At 69.4% G+C, this 23,456-nt stretch carries 22 protein-coding genes; 16 read left to right on the forward strand and 6 right to left on the reverse strand.

Annotated elements, in window-relative coordinates:
- Positions 1 to 62 precede the first annotated feature (62 nt).
- From ACFY2X_RS11765 to ACFY2X_RS11775, 3 genes are all read left to right on the forward strand, one after another.
- The gene (locus tag ACFY2X_RS11765; RefSeq protein WP_389936165.1) at positions 63 to 491 is read left to right on the forward strand and encodes a DUF4307 domain-containing protein; all 429 of its coding nucleotides are present in this window, start codon (positions 63 to 65) and stop codon (positions 489 to 491) included.
- A gap of 90 nt (positions 492 to 581) precedes the next feature.
- Positions 582 to 1,097, forward strand: coding sequence for a transcription elongation factor GreA (gene greA / locus ACFY2X_RS11770; RefSeq protein WP_389936167.1), 516 nt, complete (start codon positions 582 to 584; stop codon positions 1,095 to 1,097).
- A gap of 177 nt (positions 1,098 to 1,274) precedes the next feature.
- Complete coding sequence (locus tag ACFY2X_RS11775) at positions 1,275 to 2,540, forward strand: C40 family peptidase (protein WP_389936170.1); 1,266 nt, start codon at positions 1,275 to 1,277, stop codon at positions 2,538 to 2,540.
- A 77-nt stretch (positions 2,541 to 2,617) separates the two neighbouring features.
- Here ACFY2X_RS11775 and ACFY2X_RS11780 read toward each other — a convergent pair whose 3' ends face one another.
- Positions 2,618 to 3,388: an SDR family oxidoreductase gene (locus tag ACFY2X_RS11780; RefSeq protein ID WP_389936173.1), complete on the reverse strand. Its 771-nt coding sequence runs from the start codon at positions 3,386 to 3,388 to the stop codon at positions 2,618 to 2,620.
- A 260-nt stretch (positions 3,389 to 3,648) separates the two neighbouring features.
- On the opposite strand from ACFY2X_RS11780, the gene ACFY2X_RS11785 reads away from it, so the two are divergent.
- The 10 genes from ACFY2X_RS11785 to ACFY2X_RS11830 all read left to right on the forward strand — a co-directional run bounded on the left by ACFY2X_RS11785 (position 3,649) and on the right by ACFY2X_RS11830 (position 13,541).
- Complete coding sequence (locus tag ACFY2X_RS11785; RefSeq protein ID WP_389936176.1) at positions 3,649 to 4,176, forward strand: hypothetical protein; 528 nt, start codon at positions 3,649 to 3,651, stop codon at positions 4,174 to 4,176.
- 290 nt (positions 4,177 to 4,466) lie between these two features.
- On the forward strand, positions 4,467 to 6,266 hold the full coding sequence (locus ACFY2X_RS11790; RefSeq protein WP_389936180.1) for a phosphoenolpyruvate carboxykinase (GTP): 1,800 nt from the start codon (positions 4,467 to 4,469) through the stop codon (positions 6,264 to 6,266).
- An 84-nt stretch (positions 6,267 to 6,350) separates the two neighbouring features.
- Entirely contained in the window at positions 6,351 to 7,358 is a 1,008-nt protein-coding gene (locus ACFY2X_RS11795) for a TIGR04222 domain-containing membrane protein (protein ID WP_389936183.1), read from the forward strand.
- A 107-nt stretch (positions 7,359 to 7,465) separates the two neighbouring features.
- Positions 7,466 to 8,278, forward strand: a complete 813-nt coding sequence (locus tag ACFY2X_RS11800) for a DUF692 family multinuclear iron-containing protein (RefSeq protein ID WP_389936186.1) — start codon at positions 7,466 to 7,468, stop codon at positions 8,276 to 8,278.
- Positions 8,271 to 8,861: a hypothetical protein gene (locus ACFY2X_RS11805; protein WP_389936189.1), complete on the forward strand. Its 591-nt coding sequence runs from the start codon at positions 8,271 to 8,273 to the stop codon at positions 8,859 to 8,861. The genes ACFY2X_RS11800 and ACFY2X_RS11805 overlap by 8 nt, the downstream gene beginning before the upstream one ends.
- Before the next feature lie 24 nt (positions 8,862 to 8,885).
- Complete coding sequence (locus ACFY2X_RS11810; protein WP_389936192.1) at positions 8,886 to 9,533, forward strand: TIGR04222 domain-containing membrane protein; 648 nt, start codon at positions 8,886 to 8,888, stop codon at positions 9,531 to 9,533.
- A 72-nt stretch (positions 9,534 to 9,605) separates the two neighbouring features.
- Positions 9,606 to 10,562 carry a hypothetical protein gene (locus ACFY2X_RS11815; RefSeq protein ID WP_389936195.1) on the forward strand — a complete coding sequence of 319 codons (957 nt, stop codon included), beginning with the start codon at positions 9,606 to 9,608 and terminating at the stop codon, positions 10,560 to 10,562.
- 88 nt (positions 10,563 to 10,650) lie between these two features.
- A complete protein-coding gene (locus tag ACFY2X_RS11820; protein WP_389936198.1) occupies positions 10,651 to 11,097 on the forward strand; it encodes a hypothetical protein in 447 nt (148 codons plus the stop codon).
- A 110-nt stretch (positions 11,098 to 11,207) separates the two neighbouring features.
- A complete protein-coding gene (locus ACFY2X_RS11825; protein WP_389936201.1) occupies positions 11,208 to 11,975 on the forward strand; it encodes an isoprenyl transferase in 768 nt (255 codons plus the stop codon).
- A gap of 222 nt (positions 11,976 to 12,197) precedes the next feature.
- On the forward strand, positions 12,198 to 13,541 hold the full coding sequence (locus ACFY2X_RS11830) for a PhoH family protein (RefSeq protein WP_389936204.1): 1,344 nt from the start codon (positions 12,198 to 12,200) through the stop codon (positions 13,539 to 13,541).
- A gap of 99 nt (positions 13,542 to 13,640) precedes the next feature.
- On the opposite strand, the gene ACFY2X_RS11835 is transcribed toward ACFY2X_RS11830, so the two are convergent.
- The 3 genes from ACFY2X_RS11835 to ACFY2X_RS11845 are packed head-to-tail and all read right to left on the reverse strand — an operon-like array spanning position 13,641 to position 16,260.
- A complete protein-coding gene (locus tag ACFY2X_RS11835; protein WP_389936206.1) occupies positions 13,641 to 14,186 on the reverse strand; it encodes a hypothetical protein in 546 nt (181 codons plus the stop codon).
- Positions 14,183 to 15,589, reverse strand: a complete 1,407-nt coding sequence (locus tag ACFY2X_RS11840; protein WP_389936209.1) for an ATP-binding protein — start codon at positions 15,587 to 15,589, stop codon at positions 14,183 to 14,185. Before ACFY2X_RS11840 ends, ACFY2X_RS11835 begins: the two co-directional genes overlap by 4 nt.
- On the reverse strand, positions 15,586 to 16,260 hold the full coding sequence (locus ACFY2X_RS11845) for a response regulator (protein WP_389936212.1): 675 nt from the start codon (positions 16,258 to 16,260) through the stop codon (positions 15,586 to 15,588). The genes ACFY2X_RS11840 and ACFY2X_RS11845 overlap by 4 nt, the downstream gene beginning before the upstream one ends.
- Before the next feature lie 328 nt (positions 16,261 to 16,588).
- Here ACFY2X_RS11845 and ACFY2X_RS11850 point away from each other — a divergent pair, with 328 nt between their 5' ends.
- The 3 genes from ACFY2X_RS11850 (at position 16,589) to ACFY2X_RS11860 (ending at position 21,037) form a co-directional block, all read left to right on the forward strand.
- On the forward strand, positions 16,589 to 17,290 hold the full coding sequence (locus ACFY2X_RS11850; RefSeq protein ID WP_389936216.1) for a lytic transglycosylase domain-containing protein: 702 nt from the start codon (positions 16,589 to 16,591) through the stop codon (positions 17,288 to 17,290).
- A gap of 60 nt (positions 17,291 to 17,350) precedes the next feature.
- Complete coding sequence (locus ACFY2X_RS11855) at positions 17,351 to 19,327, forward strand: glycosyltransferase family 2 protein (protein WP_389936218.1); 1,977 nt, start codon at positions 17,351 to 17,353, stop codon at positions 19,325 to 19,327.
- A 234-nt stretch (positions 19,328 to 19,561) separates the two neighbouring features.
- Entirely contained in the window at positions 19,562 to 21,037 is a 1,476-nt protein-coding gene (locus ACFY2X_RS11860; protein ID WP_389936220.1) for an alpha/beta hydrolase family protein, read from the forward strand.
- A 21-nt stretch (positions 21,038 to 21,058) separates the two neighbouring features.
- On the opposite strand, the gene ACFY2X_RS11865 is transcribed toward ACFY2X_RS11860, so the two are convergent.
- Both ACFY2X_RS11865 and ACFY2X_RS11870 read right to left on the reverse strand, forming a co-directional pair.
- Positions 21,059 to 22,438 carry a tannase/feruloyl esterase family alpha/beta hydrolase gene (locus ACFY2X_RS11865; RefSeq protein WP_389936223.1) on the reverse strand — a complete coding sequence of 460 codons (1,380 nt, stop codon included), beginning with the start codon at positions 22,436 to 22,438 and terminating at the stop codon, positions 21,059 to 21,061.
- A 3-nt stretch (positions 22,439 to 22,441) separates the two neighbouring features.
- Complete coding sequence (locus ACFY2X_RS11870; protein ID WP_389936226.1) at positions 22,442 to 23,455, reverse strand: alpha/beta fold hydrolase; 1,014 nt, start codon at positions 23,453 to 23,455, stop codon at positions 22,442 to 22,444.
- Between the last annotated feature and the right edge of the window lies 1 nt (position 23,456).

Here is a 23,456-nt window from a genome sequence, read left to right on the forward strand (position 1 = left end):
CAACGCCCCCGCAGGGGACAATTGTTTCCGATAACGCCGAGGTAGTGCAGGGAGATTCCGTCATGGCCACCAGCGAGGCCGAGAGGGACCGACAGAGCGGTCCTGTCCTCGGCACCCCCGGCGACTTTCCGGACCGTCCGGAGCGCAGGGGTCGCTTCGTCGTGCACATCGTGATCGCCATCCTCTGCGCGGTGTGCGCGGGAGGGTGGGGCTATGTGATGTGGGCGTCCAAGGGCAACACCGAGGTCATTGACCAGGTCATCGCGTTCGATGCCAGTCGCGGCGATTCTATTCAGATCACCTTCGAAGTGGTCAAGCCATCCGATCGTGAGGCTCTCTGCCGGTTGCAGGCCTTGGACGTCAACCATGTTGAGGTTGGGAGTCGTGAGGTCACTATTCCTGCTGGTGAGGGATATGTCCGGCTTACTGAGCGGCTAGAAACCAGTACCCAGGCCACTTCGGGTGCAGTTCACTACTGCTATCTCGTATAGTGAGACGTTTGGGGAAGCACTCGAGCCGTTAACTTGTTAACCTTTCGAGATTCTAGCGTCAGCTACCCAAGTACGAAGCCCCCATAGAGGATGCAAGGAGAACCCGTGGCCGACTCCCACAACGAGAGCGTCACCTGGCTCACTCAGGAGGCGTACGACCGCCTGAAGGCGGAGTTGGAATACCTCTCGGGGCCCGGGCGCGTCGACATCGCCAAGAAGATCGAGGCCGCCCGCGAAGAGGGCGACCTGAAGGAGAACGGCGGCTACCACGCCGCCAAGGACGAGCAGGGCAAGATGGAGGCCCGCATCTTCCACCTCCGCCAGATCATCGACAACGCCAAGGTGGGCGAGGCGCCCCGCACCGAGGGTGTGGTCGGCCCCGGCATGACGGTGACCGTCCGCTTCGAGGGCGACGACGAGGAAGTCGCCTTCCTGCTGGCCTCCCGTGAGGAGAGCGGCGCGCCGATCGACGTCTACTCGCCCAAGTCGCCGCTCGGCGCCGCGATCAACGGCAAGAAGATCGGTGAGAAAGCCACCTACACGATGCCGAACGGCCGCTCCAACACGGTCGAGATCCTTGAGGCCGTGCCGTACATCGGCAACTGATCTCGCCTGAACCAGCTGATCCGCCGGGATGCGCGTCCCGGCGGATCGCTCTGTCTCCGGCCCTTGCCGCTGGCGTTGTGCCGGAAATAGAGAGTGTTTTGGTGGGTTTGCGTGCATCGCGACGCGCTGTACGGCACCCTTAGGGCTGGGGCTGGACGGGTTGAAGGGGGAGATGTCGTGTTCGACGGGCGGACGCGCGTCTCCGAGTTGATTCACGAGGCCCGCCAGGACCTCGCCTACCGTCCGCGCATCCGCTATGACCACCGCACCGCGCGCCTGTTGAGGCAGGTGGTCCCCGCCGTCGTGATCGTCCTCCTCGCCGCGACGATCGCCGGTGTGGTGATCGTCGTCCAGCTGCCGGGGGAGACCCCGGAGGCGGTCGCCCTGCGCAAACCCGTCGCCCGGCAGACCCTCCAGGAGAACGTGGTCCCGTCCGAGCCGGCGAAGACTCCCCCGCAGCCCGTGGCCCCCCTGACCTCGGTCCACCGGCCGCACATGTTCGTGGTGTCCGACAAGCCCCTGAGCTCGGCCGTGGTGGCGAAGATCACCCGGGTCGCCGGGGTGCGGGCGGTGGAGCGCGCCGACGCCGCCGAAGTGTCCATGGACGGCAAGCGGGTGCAGACGCTGGGGGTGAACCCCTCGACGTTCCGCGCCTACACCCCCAAGCCGACCGCCCGGTCCGACCGGCTCTGGCGCAACGTCTCGGCCGGAGAGATCGCCGTCTCCTTCGTCCTCGGCAACGACGGCGGCATGCCGCTGGGCAAGATCGTCGCCGCGGCGGGGCAGCAGAGCCTGCGCGTGGGCGCCTACGCGACGATGGGCATGGGTGCCATCGACGCCGTGGTCTCCCGGACGACCGCGCGTGCGCTGGGCATCCCCGAGAACAACGCGCTGGTGGTGAGCGCCCCGCGAACCGACTCGGTCAAGCTGCGCCGCGCCCTGCTGCGTGTTCTGCCGCGGGGCAGTCAGGTCGCCACGATCAATCCGGTGTTGCAGGCGCCTCCCCAGCGACCGGGGCGCACGGTCTGGTCGGCGGGATCCTTCATGACGGTGCCCCAGATCAAGACCGCCCTCACCGCGGCGATCAGCAAGCTCGGCCGTCCGTATGTGTGGGGTGCCGAGGGGCCGGACACCTTCGACTGCTCCGGCCTGGTCCAGTGGGCCTACGCCCAGGCGGGCATCAAGGTGCCCCGGGTGACGCACCAGCAGTTCGTCTCGGGCCCGCAGATCCCGCTCTCCCAGGCCCAGCCGGGGGACCTGCTGTTCTGGCGGCACGACCCGACCAACCCCAGCTACGTCTCACACGTGGCCATCTATTGGGGCAACGGCAAGATGCTGCACGCCCCCCGGACCGGAGACGTGGTCAAGCTCGTCCCGGTCAGCACCCGCAACTTCGCCGGGGCCGTACGGATCAGCCCGGCGATCGCCGCCCGGGTCCGCTGACGCGGAAGTGCCCGGGACACGGGCGGCCGGCGCGCGAACCTGAGCCGATGGCAGGGGCCTGAGCCGGGAGCGGGCGCTCAGCCGGCGGCGATCGGGCCCAGGTATGTTCCGCCCGAGGCGTCGACGGTCTGTCCGGTGATCCACCGGCCCTGCGGGCTGCACAGCAAGGCGACGATGTCGGCCACGTCCTCGGGCTCGCCCAGCCGTCCGAGCGCGGTGATCGCTTCCAGCCCGGCGACCACCTCGGGAATGGAGGTGTAGCCGGAGGTCATGTCGGTCCGCACGGCGCCGGGTGCGACGGTGTTCACCGTGATGCCGCGCCGGCCGAGCTCGTTGGCCAGCGACGGCGCCATCGACTCCAGCGCCGCCTTGGTGATGGTGTAGCCGATCTGGGTGGAGACGGCGAGACGGCTGGCCGTCGAGCCCATGTTGATGATGCGTCCGCCGTCGTTCAGCAGTGGCAGCGCCCGCTGGATGACGAAGAACGGCGTGGCGACATTGATCGCCAGCAGCCGGGCGAGTTCGTCCGGGGTGACCTGAGCGATCGAATGGGCCGAGATGATGCCCGCGTTGTTGACCAGAATGTCCAGCCCGCGTCCGGCCAGCCCCGCGGTCAGGCCTTCGAACAGCTGGTCTACCGCGCCGTCCTCACCGAAGCGGGCCCGGACGGCGAACGCCTGGCCTCCCGCCTCCTCGATCCGGGCCACGGTCTGCTTGGCCGCTTCCTCGTTGTCGCCGTAGTGGACGGCGACCTCGGCGCCGTCGGCGGCCAGACGCAGCGCGACCGCGCGGCCGATACCGCGTGACCCACCCGTCACCAGCGCCGTCTTACCTGCCAGAACGCCCATCTCTACTCCTCGTGTTCGCAAGGCCGGTCCTCGGTGGAATCGGCGTCAGGTCAAACCATGGCGGCGGTGGCTCACCGAACGCTCACCTCCCGCTCACCGGTCTGGACACCGGCCGGTGCCGGACAGCCGGAAATCGCCGACTGATTTCCACGCCCCCGGCCACGTGCGTGAACACTGGATCCTCCGGTGGTACGGCGGGCGCCCGGCTGCCGGGCAAATGATGCTGGTCTCCTTGAATGAAGCGATGTAATCTCAATTACATGGAAAACAACGAAGCGGTGGAGAAGTTGCGAGGCTGGTTCTCCGGCCGGCTGCCCGGCGAGTGGTTCGACGGGCCACCGGAGGTCGTCCTCGACCGTGAGGAGATCACGGTGGTCGGCAGGCTCCAGGCGCCGGCGCTCGGCGACGACGCCTCGGAGGTGGAGCGGAGCGCCGCCATGGAGGGTGGCGTGCAGCGTTTCCGGGAGGAGACCCGGGAGCGGCGCATCGAGATCGCGCTGGAGGCGGAGCACCGCTTCCGCCGGAAGGTCTCCTGGGGGGTCAAGGTCGGTGACGAGACGGTGATGTTCACCACACTCTCGGTGCCGGTCATGACTCGGTTGCGTCAGGCGGAACGGCGGGTGCTGGACACCCTCGTGGCCGCCGGAGTCGCCCGCAGCCGGAGCGACGCGCTCGCCTGGTGCGTTCGTCTGGTGGGCAATCACACCGACACCTGGCTGGCCGATTTGCGTGACGCGCTCCAGCATGTGGACAGGGTCCGGGCCTCGGGCCCCGACATGAGCTCCTGAGGCTGGACAGGGGAAACGGCGGAAAATTGGTCTGAACCTGTTCGATGATTGGTTTAGACCTTTCTCATTGGCCTATACCACTGCCGGAACTTCTTTCTTTAACTTCACTTCTTTTGGGTAAGTCTCCCGGAACGCCGTGGCCTCTGCCAGCCCATATGTCCGCAGGGAAGGGCGAACCAGGGGTGCTGCGACGCCTGACCACGTGAATTCATTGGTCTACGCCAATTGGATTAAGTGTGGTTTCGTCGTCAATGATGTTTTGGCCCTGAGAAGTGTAAGGAGCCGCAGCAGTGTCCGTTATCGAGGACGTAACCACCCCCAGCCCGACCAGCCACACGGAGCTGGCCGCATGGGTCAACGAGATCGCCGAGCTGACCCAGCCCGACCGGATCGAATGGTGTGACGGCTCGGAGGTCGAATGGACGCGCCTGACGAACCTGCTGGTCGAGCAGGGAACGTTCAAGCGCCTGGCCAAACGGCAGAACAGCTTCTACGCGGCCTCCGACCCGAGTGACGTCGCCCGCGTCGAGGACCGGACCTACATCTGCTCCGAACGCGAAGAGGACGCCGGGCCGACCAACAACTGGATCGCCCCCGCCGAGATGCGCCGGACCTTCGGCGAGATCTTCAAGGGCAGCATGCGTGGCCGCACCATGTACGTCGTGCCGTTCTGCATGGGCCCGCTGGGCGGTGACATCTCCCAGCTCGGCGTCGAGATCACCGACTCGCCCTACGTGGTCGTGTCGATGCGCATCATGACGCGCATGGGAAACCAGGCACTGAGGCTCATCGAGGAGCGCGGGGACTACGTGAAGGCCGTTCACTCGGTCGGCGCCCCGCTTGAGCCCGGTCAGGCCGACGTGCCCTGGCCCTGCAACTCCACCAAATACATCAGCCACTTCCCCGAGACCCGTGAGATCTGGTCCTACGGCTCGGGCTACGGCGGCAACGCGCTGCTCGGCAAGAAGTGCTACGCGCTGCGCATCGCCAGCACGATGGCCCGCGACGAGGGCTGGCTGGCCGAGCACATGCTCATCCTCAAGCTCACCCCGCCCTCCGGGGAGACCCGCTACGTCGCGGCGGCGTTCCCGAGCGCGTGCGGCAAGACCAACCTGGCCATGCTCCAGCCGACCATCCCGGGCTGGAAGGTCGAGACGATCGGCGACGACATCGCCTGGATGCGCTTCGGCGCCGACGGCCGCCTGTACGCCATCAACCCCGAGGCCGGCTTCTTCGGCGTGGCGCCCGGCACCGGTGAGTCCACCAACGCCAACGCGATCAAGACGCTCTGGGGCAACAGCATCTTCACCAACGTCGCCCTCACCGACGACGGCGACGTGTGGTGGGAGGGGCTCACCGAGCAGCCCCCGGCGCACCTGACCGACTGGAAGGGCCGCGACTGGACTCCGGACAGCCAGGAGCCCGCCGCCCACCCGAACGCCCGGTTCGCGGTGCCCGCCGGGCAGTGCCCGACCATCGCCCCCGAGTGGCAGGACCCCAAGGGCGTGCCGATCTCGGCGATCCTGTTCGGCGGTCGCCGCGCCACCGCGGTCCCGCTGGTGACCGAGTCGCTGAGCTGGCAGCACGGTGTCTTCGTCGGAGCCAACATCGCCTCGGAGAAGACCGCCGCCGCCGAAGGCAAGGTCGGTGAGCTGCGCCGCGACCCCTTCGCGATGCTGCCGTTCTGCGGATACAACATGGGCGACTACTTCGCGCACTGGATCAAGATCGGTCAGCGCGAGAACGTCCAGCTGCCGCGCATCTACTACGTGAACTGGTTCCGCAAGAACGACGAGGGCAAGTTCATCTGGCCCGGCTTCGGCGAGAACAGCCGCGTGCTCAAGTGGATCGTCGGCCGGCTCAACGGTGAGGCGGAGGCGGTTCAGACGCCGATCGGCCTGCTCCCCGCCGAGCTGGACACCGAGGGCCTCGACATCTCCGCCGAGGACCTGCGGATCCTGCTGAGCGTGGACAAGGAGACCTGGAAGGAGGAGGCGTCGCTGATCCCGGCCTTCTTCGAGACCTTCGGCGACCACTTCCCCAAGGAACTCTGGGACGAGTACAACGCGCTGCTCGACCGTCTGAACTGATCCCCCCGAACGGCAACTTCCGTGTCGCCCCGTGCGTCTACATGACAACGGGGCACACGCCCTCCTTTCCCCCCGGAGGCGGACATGGAAGTCGTACTGTTCGTCATAGCTCTCATCCTCCTGCTGGTCGTCAGCTCCACCGCGACGGCACTGCGCGCCGAACAGCGGCGCGTCCGCATGGCCGCGGCGAATCATCGCGGTGGAGAACCGGCCCTCTACGAGCTCGCCTACCTGTCCGGTGGGCCGCGCCGGGTGGTCAACACCGCGCTCGGCATGCTGGCCAGAGCCGACGCCGTCCGGGTGTCGCGGGGCGGTCAGATCGGCCTCGTGATGGGAGCCCTGCCGCGCTCCGAGGCGATCGAGCAGGAGATCCTCGACGCCCTCCGCGCCCGGGGCAACTCCTGCTCCGCGGGTGAGCTTCGCCGCGCGGTGGCCGAGGGCCAGGCCATGAGCGCCCTGCGGTACCACCTGCTGGGGCAGGGCCTGCTGGTGCCCGACGGCGCCTTCGCCCAGGCGCGGAAGCTGCTGGAGCGGCTGCTGATCGTCACGGTGTTCGCCGCGGTCTTCGAGATCGGCGTTCTCGTCGCCGCTCCCGGCTGGGGGTTCTTCACCGTGGCCGCGGTGCTGGCCGGCGGCTTCGCGGGGGTCAGAGGCGTGCTCACCTACCAGCGCCAGAAGAAGTCCCTGCGCGCTGCCCTCACCAAGGCCGGATACGACGCGCTCGACTCCGCCCGCCGGACCCACGTGCGCGGTGTCCGCTCGACCTCCCCCGACCTGGCCTTCGCGGTCGGCGTCCCGGTCGCCCTGTACGGCCTGAGCGAGCTGGACGACCCGGCGCTGGAGGAGGAGCTGAACCGTGAGGACCTCCGGAACGCCGGGAGCGGCGACCACAGCTCCGTCAGCGGTGCCTGCGGCGGTTCCTCCGGCGATTCCTCCAACTCGGGCGACGCCTCTTACGGTGACAGCGCCTCCTACGGAGGCGGCGGCGACTTCGGCTCCGGTGGCTGGAGCGACTCGGGTGGCGGGTCGAGCTGCGGCGGCGGATCCAGCTGCGGCGGCGGTGGCTGCGGTGGCGGGTGCGGTGGAGGCTGAGCGGCCTGCCGCCACGGTCGAGAGGTGGTTGTGATGGTGCCTGAGCGGTCGGTGCCGACGGTGGCGGTGCCCAGGCGGTCCGTCGCCATGGCGGAGGGGTGGTCGTGATGCCCGGTCCTGGCTCACTGGGCGTCGGCATCGGCTGGCGCCCGGAGATCGATCTGACCGTGGAGCGCCTGCCGGGCGTGGATTTCGTCGAGGTCATCGCCGAGAACGTGCGCCCTGACCGGCTCCCCGAGTCGTTGCGGGTGCTCCGCGCCCGCGGGGTGCCGGTGATCCCGCACGGTGTCGGGCTGGGCGTGGGCGGCGCCGAACCGCCGGACCCGGCCCGGCTGGCGCACCTGGCGGCCTGCGCGCGGGCCCTGGACGCGCCGCTGGTCAGCGAGCACCTGGCTTTCGTGCGCGCGGGTGGCATGGAGGCCGGCCACCTCCTGCCGGTCCCGCGCACCAGGGCCGCGCTCTCGGTGGTCGCGGAGAACGTACGGCGGGCCCAGGACGCGCTCGCCGTCCCCCTGGCGCTGGAGAACGTGGCGGCCCTGTTCGGCTGGCCGGAGGACGAGATGACCGAGGCGCAGTTCCTCGGTGAGCTGGTGGCGATGACCGGGGTGAAACTCCTGGTCGACGTGGCCAACCTCTACACCAACCAGGTCAACCTCGGCCTGTCGGCCACGGCCGCGCTGGACGGCCTGCCGCTGTCCGAGCTCGCCTACGTGCACGTCGCCGGCGGCCACTCCCACCACGGGATCTGGCACGACACGCACACCGCCCACGTCCCCGGCGAGGTGCTGGACATCCTGGCCGAGCTCTGCGCCCGGATCGACCCGCCCGGAGTGCTGCTCGAATGGGACGACAACTACCCCAGCGACGGTGCGCTCGAAGCGGAGCTGGGCCGGATCCGCGGCGCGATGGCCCGTGTCTGAGAACGGCTCCCACGGCTCTCCTGACTCCCACGGCTCTTCTGACTCCCACGGCTCTCGCGGTTCCCGTGACTTCCGCGACGCGTCGGCCGACGGCTCTCGCGACGCGTCGGCCGATGGCGCCCGCGACGTACCGGGCGGAGACGCCCGCGATGTACCGGGCGGCGGCGCCCGCGACGCGCTGGCCAGAGCCCAGGCCGACCTCCTGGCCGCCCTGGTGGCCGGCGGCGAGGCACCCCCGGGGTTCGACCGGGAGCGGCTGCGGATCCAGGAGGCCAGCCTGATCTCCAAGCGGCGCGGGATGGTGGCCCGGCACCGGCCGGATCTGGTCACGCTGCTCGGCGGCGACGGCGGCGACTTCGCGAAGGAGTTCGATGCCTACGCCCGGGGGCGTCCCAAGCCGTCCGGCGGTTCCCGCGCCGACGCTCGGGACTTCGCGGACCGGCTCAAGGCGGCGGGGCGGCTCGCGGAGCCCCCTGAGCGGCCTGTGGAGCCGCGGCCGCCCGCGGCGCCCCACCGGTGGTGGTCCGGGCCCTTCCGGAAGGTGCTGAAACTTCTCACCGGCGCCGTTCGTCCGACTGGGTGAAGGGACTTCTTTCCGGAGGTCGCCATGACGCCCACTCTGATCACCATTGCGGTCGTCGCCCTGCTGGCGGTGGCAGGTCTGATCGCGGTGAGACTGGCGATGCATTCCACGAAGACCTACCAGGGGCCCGAGCTGACCGCCTACGAGCTGGCCGAGCTCGCGGCCGGGCGATTCCGGGTGCTGAACACCGCCCTGGCTTCCCTGTCCGCCAGGAAGATGATCCGGATCGAGCCCGGCGGGAAGCTGACCAGGATGACCGTCGCGTCCGAGGGGACCGTCCATCCGGTGGAGGCCGACATCCTCGCCCTGCTCGAGACCCGGCGCGACGGCGCCATGGTCTGGGAGGTCAAGGCGGAGGTCGCCCGGGGCCCCGCGGTCGCCGCGCTGATCGAGCGGCTGCTGGAGCTGGAGCTGGTCGAGGACGAGGTCACACGGATCGTCCCCACGCGCCTGGGGCAGGCCGCGCTGGCGCACTACCGCCTGCGTCACCGTGAGGAGAGAACCCTGCCCCCGCGCCCGCGGGACCACCACACCTCCGAAGAGGAGTTCAACCTCTGCGGGGTCGCCCTGTACGGCCTGCACCAGATGGCGGACCAGGAGGCGGCCGCGGTGCTGTCCATGAGCGGCACGACGTCGTCTCCTCCGCGAGGACCGGCGCGAGACACTCCCTGAGGCTGTCCGGAAGGGGCGGCGGTCGGTTAGGTTGACCCGGTATCCAGCCAAGCGCTTGCATGGGAGTGGGCCGTGGTGAAGATCTTGGATCATGGGACGTGGCCGCTGCTCGAAGAGGACGAGGGGCTGCATCCGGCCGGCGCCGAGCCGCTGTGGAGCGAGTCCTTCTACCTGGATTTCGCCGCCGAGGACGGCTCGCTCGCCGGATACGTCCGGCTGGGCCTGTACCCCAACTGGAACCGCGCCTGGTATTGGGCATGCCTGGTCGGCAGGGATCGCCCGCTGGTGCTGCTGACCGACGATCGCGCCCCTCTTCCGGGGCCCGGCCTCGCGCTGACGGGCGGGGGATACCGGGCCACCCAGGAGGTGACGGCACCCATGCGGTCCTTCAGGCTGACGCTGAACGCCGAGGCGGCGGCCGTACTCGATGATCCTGCACAGGCCTACGCGGACCCCGGTGGGGCCGTGAGGACCCCGCTGGAGCTCGACCTTGAGTGGAAGACCGTCGGCGGGGTCTACCCGTACGGGTTCATCCAGCGCTACGAGGTCCCCTGCGAGGTCGGCGGGGTGATCAGGGTCGGTGGCGAGGAGATCCCCTTCTCCGGGTACGGCGAGCGCGATCACAGCTGGGGAGAGCGCGACTGGTGGGGGGTCTCCTGGCTGTGGAGCTCCGGCCGGCTCGACGACGGGACGTTCTTTCACGGCATGCGGGCCAACGTCGGCGTCGAGATGCCCTGGCCCTGCTTCACGGTCTCGCCGGACGGCCTGCTCGACCACCGTGAGGGCTTCACCGCGGCCACCGAGTTCGGCGAGGACGGCTTTCCGGCCCGCTCGCGGCTGGCCGTGCCGGGGGCTCCGATGACGGCCGTCCCCATCGCTTTCGCTCCCGTGGCGATGACCTCTCCGGGCGGTGCCGTCGCCCGTTTCCCCCGCGCCCTGTGCCGGTTCGAGACCGAGGACGGCAGGTCGGGATATGGCTGGACGGAGTGGCACCAGCCGCCCGGATGGCGCGAGCACCCCTGGCATTAGGTGCGTTTTGGCAGGCTGTGCCGGGGATAACCTCTCTGAGGTGGGGGGACTGCGTTGCCTTGATGGGTCATATCTGACCGTTACCCCGGTGCCGTGCCGGGACAGCATCGGCCTGCCGTACGAGGTCACGCTTGAGCTCCACCGCGATGGCGCGCTGTACGGAACGGTGGGGGAGCGGTGCGGCTGGCTCCTCGCCCGGCTGGCCGAAGGAGTCGCCCAGGCGCGTGCCGCCGACGAGGAGCAGTGGCCCGATCCCGACGACCGTTTCCCCGATGACGAAGAACTGTTCGCCTTTCGTTACCGGACCAGGAACGGGATCGTCAGCGGGGGCGAACTCCGATGTCAGCTGCGCACCATCCCGATCTGGATGCCCGGTGGGCGGGGGCCCGCGGGGGAGTGGCGACTGACCAGAAGGGCGTTCGTGGAGGCGTGGAGCCACGGCGGGGTCGGCATGCGCGCGGTGCTCACCTCGGCTGAGCTGGGGGCCTTCGTGGAAGCGCTCGTCGCGGAGACCGAGGAGTGCCTGGCTCGCTGAAGTCCGACAACTCAACCAGAAACCTCATAGAGGGGGCGGAGAGGTCTCCCGGGCGGTGATAATTGCCTGTCAGCGCCCTTCGACGGTGGGCGTTGAGGGGAGGGACTCCAATGGGCGTGCGAGATCTCGTCTACCGGCTGTACGAACGGAGGCTGGAGGCGAAGCTGTCCCGCCATAAGGAGATGGCTCCCCGCCATGTCGGCGTCATCGTCGACGGCAACCGCCGCTGGGCCCGGGCGATGGGTCTGGAAGACGTCAGCCGCGGGCACCGCAAGGGTGCCGACAAGATCTCCGAGCTGCTGGGCTGGTGCCGGGAGGCCGGGGTCGAGGTCGTCACGGTGTGGTTGCTGTCCAGTGACAACATCAACCGGTCCAAGGACGAGCTCGATCTCCTCGTGAAGATCATCGAGGATGTGGTCCAGGAGCTCGTGGCCGACGGATGGCACATCAACCCCATGGGTGCGCTTGATCTTTTGCCGGATCACACGGCACGTGTCCTGAAAGATGCAAAAGAAGCAACATCACACCGTCCTGGTTTGATTGTGAACGTTGCGGTTGGGTATGGAGGAAGGCGTGAGATCGCTGATGCGGTGCGCTCGCTCCTCCAGGAGCACGCCAGCAAGGGCGCGAGCATCGAGGACCTGGTCGAGGTTCTCGATGTCGAGCACATCGCGGAGCATCTCTACACGCGCGGCCAGCCCGATCCGGATCTCGTTATCCGGACCTCGGGGGAGCAACGGCTGTCCGGCTTCCTGCTCTGGCAGAGCGCCCACTCCGAGTTCTACTTCTGCGAGGCCTACTGGCCTGACTTCCGCAGGGTCGACTTCTTGCGGGCTCTCCGTTCTTACGCCGCGCGACACCGGCGGTACGGCAACTGAAATACAACATGAACACCCCCTTTCGGACAGGCTTGCGTCGTTGGAAGACGGGTATTCAGGACGTACCGTAACAAGTAGGCGGACAAGGTCCGTCTACTCCGGAGAGGGCCCGCCTTTGCATCACGACCTGCCAAGGAGGGCCGGTCACCGGCGCCTTCTCGGCATGACGCGAGCGTGGGCCCGGGTCCGGTCCGCATCCCAGCTCATGGCAGGGCGCCCCCCATGGCGCCCGGGGGAGAACGCGTGGCACACCCTTCGTCCTCACCCACGTCGCCGATCACCAGTCGGCGTACGTACGTCCTGGACACCTCCGTACTGCTGGCCGATCCAGCGGCGATGAGCCGCTTCGCCGAGCACGAGGTCGTCCTCCCGATCGTCGTCATCACCGAGTTGGAGGGCAAACGCCATCATCCAGAGCTCGGATACTTCGCGCGCAAGGCGCTGAGGTACCTCGACGACCTGCGGGTGACACACGGGCGTTTGGACGAGCCCATGCCGATCGGCGAGGGCACCATCCGGGTCGAGCTCAACCACAGCGACCCATCGATCCTTCCCGTCGGTTTCCGGCTCGGTGACAACGACACCCGCATCCTCACGGTGGCCCGGTCCCTCGCGGCGGAGGGGCGGGAGGTGGTGCTGGTCTCCAAGGATCTGCCCATGCGTGTCAAGGCGGCCTCGATCGGCCTCGCCGCCGAGGAATACCGCGCGGAGCTCGTCTCGGAGTCCGGCTGGACGGGCATGGCCGAACTGCAGGTGACCACGGAGGATGTCGAGGTGCTCTTCGAGCACGGCACCGCCGACCTGGCCGAGGCCCGCGACCTGCCCACCCACACCGGCCTGCGGCTGCTGTCCAGCCGGGGTTCGGCACTGGGCCGGGTGCTGCCCGACAAGTCGGTGCGGCTGGTGCGCGGTGACCGGGAGGTGTTCGGGCTGCACGGCCGCTCCGCCGAGCAGCGCATCGCGCTCGATCTCCTGATGGACCCCGAGGTCGGCATCGTTTCCATGGGCGGCCGGGCGGGCACCGGCAAGTCCGCGCTGGCCCTCTGCGCGGGCCTGGAGGCGGTCCTGGAGCGCCGCCAGCATCGCAAGGTCATCGTCTTCCGCCCGCTGTACGCCGTGGGCGGCCAGGAGCTGGGCTACCTGCCCGGCTCCGAGAACGAGAAGATGGGTCCGTGGGCGCAGGCGGTCTACGACACCCTCGGCGCGGTCACCACCCCCGAGGTGATCGAGGAGGTCATCGACCGGGGCATGCTTGAGGTGCTCCCGCTCACCCACATCCGCGGGCGCTCCCTGCACGACGCCTTCGTGATCGTGGACGAGGCGCAGTCGCTGGAGCGCGGGGTGCTCCTGACGGTGCTGAGCCGGATCGGGGCCAACTCCAGGGTCGTGCTCACCCACGACATCGCCCAGCGCGACAACCTCCGGGTGGGCAGGCACGACGGCGTGGTCGCGGTGGTGGAGAAGCTCAAGGGCCATCCGCTGTTCGCGCATGTCACGCTGACCCGCTCGGAGCGCTCGCCGATCGCCGCGCTGGTCACCGAGATGCTGGAGGACATCACGATGTAGGGGGTGTCCGGCGGATCTCGCCGTCGCGGGGCGCCGTCCGTGCGGTGGCCGCGGGCGGGAGATCCGCCGGACACGACCTCGTCACACCGGTCACGCCGGTCACGGGGGGAGCCGTACCCCTTTCGCCGCGAGCTTGCGGTATTCGAAGCAGGTGTGCTCTCCCAGTGACTCCGGCCTGCCCGGAAACAGCCGGGTGACCTCGACGCTCCAGATGCTCTCCTGCTTGTTCTGCCTGATGGTGCAGGTGATCTGGGCGAGACCCGCCCTGGAGATCTTGCCCGCGCCCGTGATGATCACGTTCAGCCGGAATCCCAGGTCGCCCTCAAGATCATCGCGGCGGACCGTGCTGGAGTATCGGGTGGCCTCGCTGTCATAGTGGCTGAAGTCGTTGAGCGCGCTGCTCAGGCCGGGTTTCGGCGGTTGCTTCCCGGCCCGGAACAGGGTGTCGATGATGTTCTTGGCGGAGTCGGAGACCACGGGGATCCTGGCGGGCTCCAACCGGCCGTCGCGGAGCAGATAGACCGTCACCCAGGTGGGGCTGTAGCTGATCACCGGAGGGCGGCCCTCGTCACGAACCTCGGAGGGCTCTATCCCGCATCCGCAGAGCGTCAGGACGGCCGCGAGCAGGCATGCGAACCGCTTCATGCCGGGGGCAGCCAGACGGTGAAGAGCGTGCCCGGCTTCTGCTGGCGTACCGAGATGGTGCCGCCGTGCAGGTGGGCGTTGGCCCGCGCGATGGACAGGCCGAGCCCGCTGCCGTCGCCCCGGGCGCCCGCCTTGTAGAAACGGTCGAACACATGGGGCAGGTCCACCGCCGGGATGCCCTTGCCATGGTCGCGCACCTTTACCTCCAGGCCGTTCGGAGTACTGCGGGCGGTCACCACGACCGGGGGCTCGCCGTGGCGCAGGGCGTTGCCCATCAGGTTCGCCATGATCACGTCGAAGCGCCGGGGGTCGAGGGAGAAGGCCAGCCCCTGCGGCACGTTGACGCGCACCTGGTCCGCCCAGCCGCGTACCTCCAGGCAGTCGTAGATCACGTCGGCGATGTTCACGGTGTCCACGTTCAGGGTGGCCGTGCCCGAGTCGAACCGGCTCGTCTCGATGAGCTGCTCCACCAGGGTACGCAGCCGCTCGATCTCACGGAGCACGAGCCGTACGGCCGTCGCCGACTCCTGGGGCAGCCGGTCGGCCTCGTCGGAGAGCATGTCGGCCACCGCGGTCATCGCGGTCAGCGGGGTCCTGAGCTCGTGCGAGACGTCGGCCACGAATCGGCGGGACATCGCCTCCAGCGAGCGCAGCTCGGACACGCTCCGCTCCAGAGCGGCCGCGGTGTCGTTGAACGTCGCGGTGAGCTCGGCCAGCTCGTCCTGGCCGTGCACGGGGAGCCGGGTGTCCAGGTGCCCGGCGCCGAGCGCGCGGGCCGCCGACCCGAGCCGCCGGACCGGCAGCAGCACCCGCCGGGCCGACACCAGGGCCACCGCGAGCGCGATGACCAGCATGACGGCTCCCGCGGCGGCCAGCGGCTGACGCAGGTCGGCCAGGAGCTGTTCCTCCGCGGCGAGGGGAACGAACACGAAAACGCTCATGCCGGTGGGCTGGGCGGTGTGGATGGGCTCTATCCGCCAGACGGGCGTGCCGATGAGCAGCCACATCTTCCCGTCGATCAGCTGGCGCTTGGTCACCAGCCGCCGGGCGGACGCCATGTCGACGTCGGAGGGGACGTCGCCCATGCTGAAGTCGCCGTCGGGGTAGAGGTAGTCCTCATAGCGGACCACCACCCCGCCGCCCCGCATGCGCAGGCTCTTCTGCAACGAGCCGATCTGCGCCTCGGTCGGTGGGCTGTCTCCCGGCCAGAGCGCGCCGATGGGCACCCTGATCCCCTCCAGGGTGTCGCGCACGTCGTTCACGGCCACCTGCTCGGCGAGGTCGAGCACACGGCGTTTGACGAGCTCGTAGCCGATCCCCGCGACCAGCGAGGAGGCCGCGACCGCGATGAGGGTGAAGGTGAGGATCAGGCGCCCGCGCAGCCCGGTGTACAGACGCTTCACGGCGGACTGAACCGGTAGCCGAACCCGCGGACGGTGTGGATGAACTCGGGCGCGGCGGGCACCAACTCGATCTTGGCGCGGACCCGCTGGACGCAGGCGTCCACCAGCCGGGAGTCGGCGGCGTGGGTGTGGTCCCAGACGGCCCGCAGCAGATATCTGCGGTTGAGCACCTGGCCGGGGTGACGGACGAGTTCGAGCAGGAGCCGCAGTTCGGTGGGGGTCAGATGGACCTCCCGGCCGGCCAGTGACACCTTGAGCGCCCCCCGGTCGATGACCAGTTCGCCGAAGGTGATGCGGTCAGAGGCGACCGACTCCACCCGGCGCAGGACGGCGCGGATCCGGGCGTCGAGGACACGGGGCTCGACCGGCTTGATCACGTAGTCGTCCGCTCCCGCCTCCAGCCCCACGACCACGTCGAGGTCGTCGCCCCTGGCGGTGAGGAGTATCACCGGCAGTTGGTCCATCTTCCGGATGCGGCGGCACACTTCGACCCCGTCGATCCCGGGAAGCATGACGTCCAGGATGGCGATCTCGGGGCGGCGCGACCGGACATGGTCGAGCGCTTCTTCGCCACTACTGTAGGAGGTCACGGAGTGGCCTTGGCGGGTCAACGCCAGTTCGAGCCCGGTCCGGACCGAGAGATCGTCTTCAACGAGGATGATGCCAGCCACCAGGTAATTATTCTAGCAATGCCCGGTAAAGCGTGCTTTGTCACGAAACCGTGACATGGGTTGCACGGGAACCGAACAAGGCTCTGACACCCTGAGGTCAGCGCTCCCCGCGGTACAGGGGCCCGTGGGGCGCGCTCCATATTAAGAAAAGTGTGACGAAAATCACACTCGCCTCGATTAATCTCATTAAAGGCCACGTAAACGGGCGGTAAGCCGTAAAAAGATCGGCGAATGTTCCGAAGAACGCCAACCAACTCTCCCGTTTAGGTTGCGAACCACCCCCCTGTCCACGGCAAGCTCATGGATCGTGAGCTCAGGACCACCAGACTTGAAGGAGCAGCCGGCTCCCCGCTCCCGCCGTGCGGACCAGCCGGCCAAGGCCAAGGCGCCGAGATGGCTGAGCCCCAAGCGTGCCGTCATTCTGGGCACGGCGGCCGTGGTCCTCGTGGGTGGCGGAGGCTTCACCGTCTACACCGCGATCCAGAACGCCTCCGCCGAGCCGGAGAAGCCGCTCTCGCTGGGCGACCTGACGAAGATGCTCGGCGACGACCCGTTCGGGCCCGACCCCGATGCCGACCTGCTGAAGGCCCAGGCCGTCCAGGCGCTCAAATCCGACAAGCTGAAGGCCGAGCGCGAGGATCGCAAGCCGCTGGACGCGATCAAGATCGTCAAGAAGGCGCCCGGCGGTGGCGGTTTCGACCCGCAGCAGCTCCCGCCCGGCACCGCCAACCCGACCGGCAACAAGGCGCTCGGCAAGCAGATGCTCGAGGCGCGCGGCTGGGCCGACCAGTGGGGCTGCCTGGAGAAGCTCTGGATGAAGGAGAGCGGCTGGAACGAGCGGGCGATGAACCGCTACAGCGGGGCCTACGGCATCCCCCAGTCGCTTCCCGGCCACAAGATGGCGAGCGCGGGCAACGACTGGCAGACCAATGCGGCCACCCAGATCGAGTGGGGGCTCGGCTATATCAAGGGTCGTTATGGCACACCCTGTGGTGCCTGGGGCCATTCTCAGGCCAAGGGCTGGTACTGAGACGACAGAAGTCGGCAAGTCTGATCGCCTGCGTGTCGAGGGCGCCGCACCCTTGGCCGTATGGATGTGAAGGTCAGCGTGGTGGTGCCGATACGCAACCCCGGCAGCACCGCCGACGCGTGTATTCGTTCGGTGCTGGAGCAGTCGATGGCCCCGGAGGAATACGAGGTCATCTTCGCCGACGACGGGTCGGACGACGGGATCCAGCAACGTCTTGACATCATCGCCTCGGGGCGGCCGAACGTGCAGGTGCTCCATCTGACGCCGACCGGCTCGCCGATGCGCGGGCGCAACATAGGGATGGCGGTCGCCAAGGGCGACTACGTGTACCTGATGGAGCAGACGGACCGCCTGGAGCGGGTGGCCCTGGAGCGGATGTACCTGCGCGCCGTGGAGACCGATGCCGACATCCTCATCGGGCGGCTGGTCAACGACCAGGGGCCGCCCTCCACGGTGTTCGAGGGCAACCGCGACCGCGCCGACATCCTCAGGGACCGGCTGCTCTCGCTGCTCACCCCGCACAAGCTCTACCGCAGGTCATTCCTGGACGCCGAAGCGCTGAACTTCGCAGACCCCGGCGGGCGCCTGGCCGAGCAGGCCTTCGTGATGCGCGCCTATCTGCGGGCCAAGGTCATCGCCATCATGGCCGACCAGGTCTGCTGCCACGTCGACGAGCGGCCCGAGCCGCCGATCAACCCCTACGTCTGGGGCGCCGAACTGCGCGAGCTGCTCGACATCATCGACTTCGAGGTTCCCGAGGGACGCCAGCGCGACCGGATGTACGCGCACTGGTTCCGCACGTCGGTGCTGCGCCCGCTCGGAGGAAGCAGGTTCCTCAGCATCTCCTCGAAGGAACGGGCCGCCACCTTCACGACCCTGCGCGAGCTGGTCGTCCAGCGTTTCCCCCAGCGCCTCGACCACCACCTGCCCGTGCACCTGCGCGCCCGCGCCGCGCTGCTCCGCGCGGGCCGGCTCGACCAGCTCATCGTGCTCGCCGAGGCCATGCGCGGCACCCACCTGCGGGCCGACCTCAGGAAGGTCCTCTGGGACGGCGGCGTGCTGACCATGGAGCTCACGGTGGAGCTCATGCGGGCCAGCGGCGACCCGATGCGCTTCCGCCCGTACGGTGAGGACGGCCTGCTCTGGGAACCGCCGGTGCCCCTCGACGGGCTCCGCCTCCCGCCCGAGCTCGCCGACGTCAGCCAGGCCGCCGTCCGCGCCCGGTTCGAGGTCTACATCCGGCACGAGGAGACCGGGCTCGTCTACTTCCTGCCCGTGAAGTGCGCGATGGCGCGCTCCCGCCACCGCAACGGGATCAGGCTCCAGGTGACCGGGACGGCCCGGCTGGACGTCGCCTCCGCCGCTCTCGGCCGCGCCCTGCCGGCCGGGCTCTGGGAGATCCACGTGCGCATGTACAGCGGGGCCAACCAGGCACGCACCCGCGTGACCGGCTCCCCGCTGAACTGCATCGGGGAGCTGGCCGACTACTCCCAGCGGCTGGTCATCCCCTGGTGGTCGGACAAGGGCGAGCTGGGCATCTGCGTGGAGCCCCGCTCGCTGCCCGAGTCGATCGTCCTGGTCTCACCGGGCACGACGGTCACTCGGCAGCGCAAGCACGTCTTCGTCGTCGTGCCCGTGCCGTACGTGCCGCCCAGCGGAGGTCCGGTCGCCGAACTGGTGCTGCGCCGGGAACGCAAGGAGCGCGAGGTCTCCGTGCCCGCCCTGGTCGAGCCGGGCGTACCCGGGCAGCTCGCCGGACGGCTGATCGCCAAGGTCCAGACCCGGCTGGCACGCCGCGAGGGTTTCCTCTGCCCGGGTGACTGGTCGCCGTTCCTGCGGATGGACGACAAGGAGGTCGGGCTCCGCTTCAAGCTCAGGATGGGCCGCGGCGGCCGCGTGCAGATCCGCGAGTCCGCCGCCGCCACGCGTTCCGAATCCCGGTACACGCTGTTGAAGCGTGTGGCACTACGGATCCCCGGGGTCCGGAACGCGGTCAAGGCCACCCGGACCGTGCAACGGCGCTACCTGCCGAGCTGACACTCGTTGGCCAGGTCTCCGCTCGCCGGGCGCGGCGGGGTCGAGCTTGGCGGCGGGCTCTGCCGGCGTTCGACCCAGCACTCCAGCGCCTCGAAGACACTGCGGAAGCACGGCTGACCACGGACGCAGTACGACCTGGGTCGCTGGCTCACCGCCGAAGTGCCACCCAGGTCGTACATGATTCACGACTTGGGAAGGAGAGCCGGACACCAGCCGGTGACCAAGGATGGTCGCATGACCGAGACGATCGCAGGGCCCGGCATGTCCCCCTTGGAAATCCTGATTGTGCTGGGTGCCGTCGTGCTGGCGCTGGCCCGATGGTCCCCGCCCGGCGCCCGCCGGCCGCTCACGCTCGCCGCGGCGGCGGTCGTCGTGTCCTCCGGGGCGACGTCGATTGTGCTCGGACTGCGCTGGCAGCTGATACCCGCCCTGGCGGGCGCGGCGATCACGCTGCCGTTCACCGTTCCTTCCGCGATGGGACGGCGGGCCGGACGGCCCGGGCCGCGGCCGCGAAGGTGGCCGGCCCTTGTGGGGGCGGCCGCGAGCCTGTGCCTGACCGCCGCAGGCGCGGCGGCGGCGTGGGCGCTGCCCGTGCCGGTGTTTCCCGAGCCGTCGGGCCGGTACGCGGTCGGCACCACCGTGACCCAGTGGACCGACCCGTCCCGCCCCGAGACCGCCACCACCCGGCCCGATGACAAGCGCACCGTCGTGGTCCAGCTCTGGTACCCCGCGCGCACGAGCCCCGCGAGCGCCGAGCGGGCGCGGTATCTCGGCCGCACCGAACGCGAGGCGCGAACCGTCGCCCGCGGCCTGGCCGCCTATCTCGGCATGCCCGGCTTCCTGCCCGACAGCGCCCCCCGCGCCCGCACACACTCGGTGTTCGATGCCCCGGTGGCCGGCACGGGCGGACGGTTCCCCCTCGTGCTGTTCTCCCCCGGCCTCGGAGGCGTGCGCACCCAGAACACCGCCTGGGCGGAGGAACTCGCCAGCCGCGGCTACGTCGTCGCCGCCCTGGACCACCCCTACGACTCCGCGACCGTCGTCCTCAGCGACGGCCAGACGATCAACACCCGCCTCGCCGCCACCGGCGACCCGGCCGAAGACGAGAAACGCGCCGCCGGCTGGACCGCGGTCCGAGCCGCCGATCTCAGCTTCGCCCTCACCCAGCTCGGCCGCCTGGACAGCGGCGAGATCCGGACCCCGCTGGCCGGACGCCTGGACACCGGGCGGGCCGCGGCGACAGGGCACTCGCTGGGCGGCGCCGCCGCCCTGCAGGCCGCCCGCCAAGACCCCCGTTTCTCCGCGGTCATCAACCTGGACGGCTTTCCCCGCGACCCGGCCCCGCGACCCTTCCAACAGCCGGTACTCGCTCTGACCCATCCCCTCGCACCGGGCGAGAGCCCCACCTACATTCCCCGCCTCACCCAGGTCCTCAAGCTCAGCACCACCGCCGGCTACCACCTCACAGTCCCCGGCACAGCGCATCTGACCTTCACCGACGCGCCTCTCTACCTGCCGCCCCTGCCCGGACTGGTCGGCTCCCTGGGCCGCACCGAAGGATCGCGCATCACCGCCGCGGTCACCGCCGCATTCCTCGACACCACGCTCAAGAACCAGACCGGCGACCTGGCCGCACACCTGTCACCGTACGGCGACCTCAGCATGTACCACGCAGGCAAGAAGATCCCCGGAAACAGCGGCCGATACTAGGAGGCTTCCGGATGAACGGCGTTACCTGCCGAGCTGGCACTCGTTGACCAGGTCTCCGCTCGCCGGGCGTGGCAGGGTCGAGCTTGGCGGCGGGCTCTGCCGGCGTTCGACCCAGCCTTCCAGCGCCTCGAAGGCACTGCGGAAGCACGGCAGCAGCGGGCGGAGCCTGTCGGGGTAGGCGGCGTAGAGACCGTCCACGTGGGTGCCGTCAGCGACCCGGTAGTAGCGGTAGGGCCGGTGTTCGCCGACCATGCCCGCGTAGACGTCCCCGGTCCGGGAGATCGGGAGCAGCGCGTCCAAGGTGCCGTGAACGGTGATCAGCGGCTTGCCGATCCGGCCGGTGAGCCCGATCCTCGCCAGCGCCCGGTACGGCTTGCGAGCGTCGTAGTCGTAGTCGGCGTCGCAGGCCGGGGTTCCCGAGGCGCAGAAGGGCGTGCCCGCCTCGGTGTCGCCGTCGAAGGCGGGATCGAGTTCCTCCCGGTAAACGCGCTGGGTGAGATCCCAGTAGTACTGGTGGTGGAACGGCCACAGGAATTCCGATCCCTTGGCGAAACCGGCGTCGTACATCGCCTGGGAGTCGCCCTTCGGGTAGGCCCGCAGCGCCGGAGGCAGGAAGTTGATCAAGTTGTCGCCCTTGACCCGCCAGAGGGTGCCCTCCCAGTCGACTCCTCCGTCATACAGCCAGGCCCGGTTCTCCAGTTGCCAGCGAACCAGGTATCCGCCGTTGGAGATGCCCGCGGCGTAGGTCCGCTCGGGCGGCCTGCCGTACCGCTGGGCGACGACCGCCTTGGCGGCGATCGCCACCTGCGTGACCCGGTGGTTCCATTCGGCGATCGCGTCTCCCGGCCTGCGGCCGTCCCGGTAGAAGGTGACCCCGACGTTGCCCTTGTCGGTCACGGCGTAGGCATAGCCCTTGGACAGCGCCCAGTCGGAGATGGTGAAGTCGTTGGCGTACTGCTCCCGGTTGCCGGGGGTGCCCGCGACGACCAGCCCGCCGTTCCATCTGTCCGGCAGCCGGAGCACGAACTGGGAGTCGTGGTTCCAGCCGTGGGTGGTGTTGGAGGTCGAGGTGTCGGGGAAGTAGCCGTCGACCTGGATGCCGGGAACATCCTTCGGATTGACCGCCCCCGCCGGGTGCAGCCCCGCCCAGTCGGCCGGATCGGTGTGCCCGGAGACGGTCGTGCCCGCCGTGGTGAGGTCGTCCAGGCAGTCCTTCACCTGGTGCTCGGCCCCGGGCACGGCTATCCGGTCCGCCCGCGCGCAGTGCTCGCTCGCCGGGTCCTGCTCCGCGCGCGCCCTGGCACCCGCGGCCGGTGCGCCCGCCACCAGGGCGGCGGCGACGACGGCGCCGAGCCCGGCGGCCGTCACGGCACGAATGCGGGCTTTTGACGGTGTGCGCATCGATCAGCTCCGCTTCAGATGGTCGGCCAGGGCGGCACGGAACTCCTCGGGCCGCTCGATGTGCGGGCTGTGGCCGCAGTCGAGGACGACCTCGCGGTGGTTGCCGTACCGTTCCAGCACGGTCCGGGTCTGGACGACCATCGGCTGCGCCGGTGTGCCCGGCGACCCGGGAACGACGCCGAGGGCGCCGAGGTGGGCCAGGTCGAACAGGGAGGTGTCAGAGACGATCACGTCGGCCTCGCCCCTGATCCACAGGATCGGCGGCTTGGGGTCGATCGTGTGCAGGTCGTCCAGCCGGAAGTGCGTCGGCGCCAGCGCGTTGAGCACCCCGCGGGTGCCGGGGACGACCCCCGGCCACACCTCGGAGGCGACCGCGTCGCCCGGGTAGTGGTCCTCGCCGACCTTCGTCGACAGCATCGACTCGACGAGCGCGTCCTCATCCTCGACCACCGTGCCGGGCTTCACGTACGTGCTCCGGAAGACGTTCCGCGGCGACACCGGGGAGTCGTCGGAACGGTCCCCGGCCGCGAGCAGCTTCACGAAGTCGGGGTTGGCCGCCCCCGCCCCGCCGCCGACCCCGTCAGGATGGTTCAGCGCGCCGTCCGGCCCGTGCGTGCCGCCGAAGCCGTACGGCGAGACCGGGTTGACGAGCGTCACGCTCCGCACGGCGGACGGCCGGTCGCGCAGCGCCTGGAGCACCACCCCGCCGCCCATGCTCCAGCCCACCAGGTGCACGCGGCCCAGTTCGAGGGCGTCGATCAGCGCGAGCACGTCGTCGGAGTAGTCCCGCAGGCCACGAGTGGCGTCGACCGGCGCGGGATCGGTCTCGCCGAAGCCCCGCAGGTCCACCGCGAGCGGCCGGTAGCCGCCGGGCAGGGCCGCCAGCGTGTCCCGCCAGAAGGCCGCGCTCGACACGTTCCCGTGTACGAACAGCACCGCCTCGCCCTCGGCCTCGCCGGCCGACAGCACGTTCTGCGTGATACGGGCGGTGGACACCCGGTGGTTGTCGAGGTGCATC

This window comes from Streptosporangium sp. NPDC000396, from assembly GCF_042898655.1.
Lineage (GTDB): Bacteria > Actinomycetota > Actinomycetes > Streptosporangiales > Streptosporangiaceae > Streptosporangium.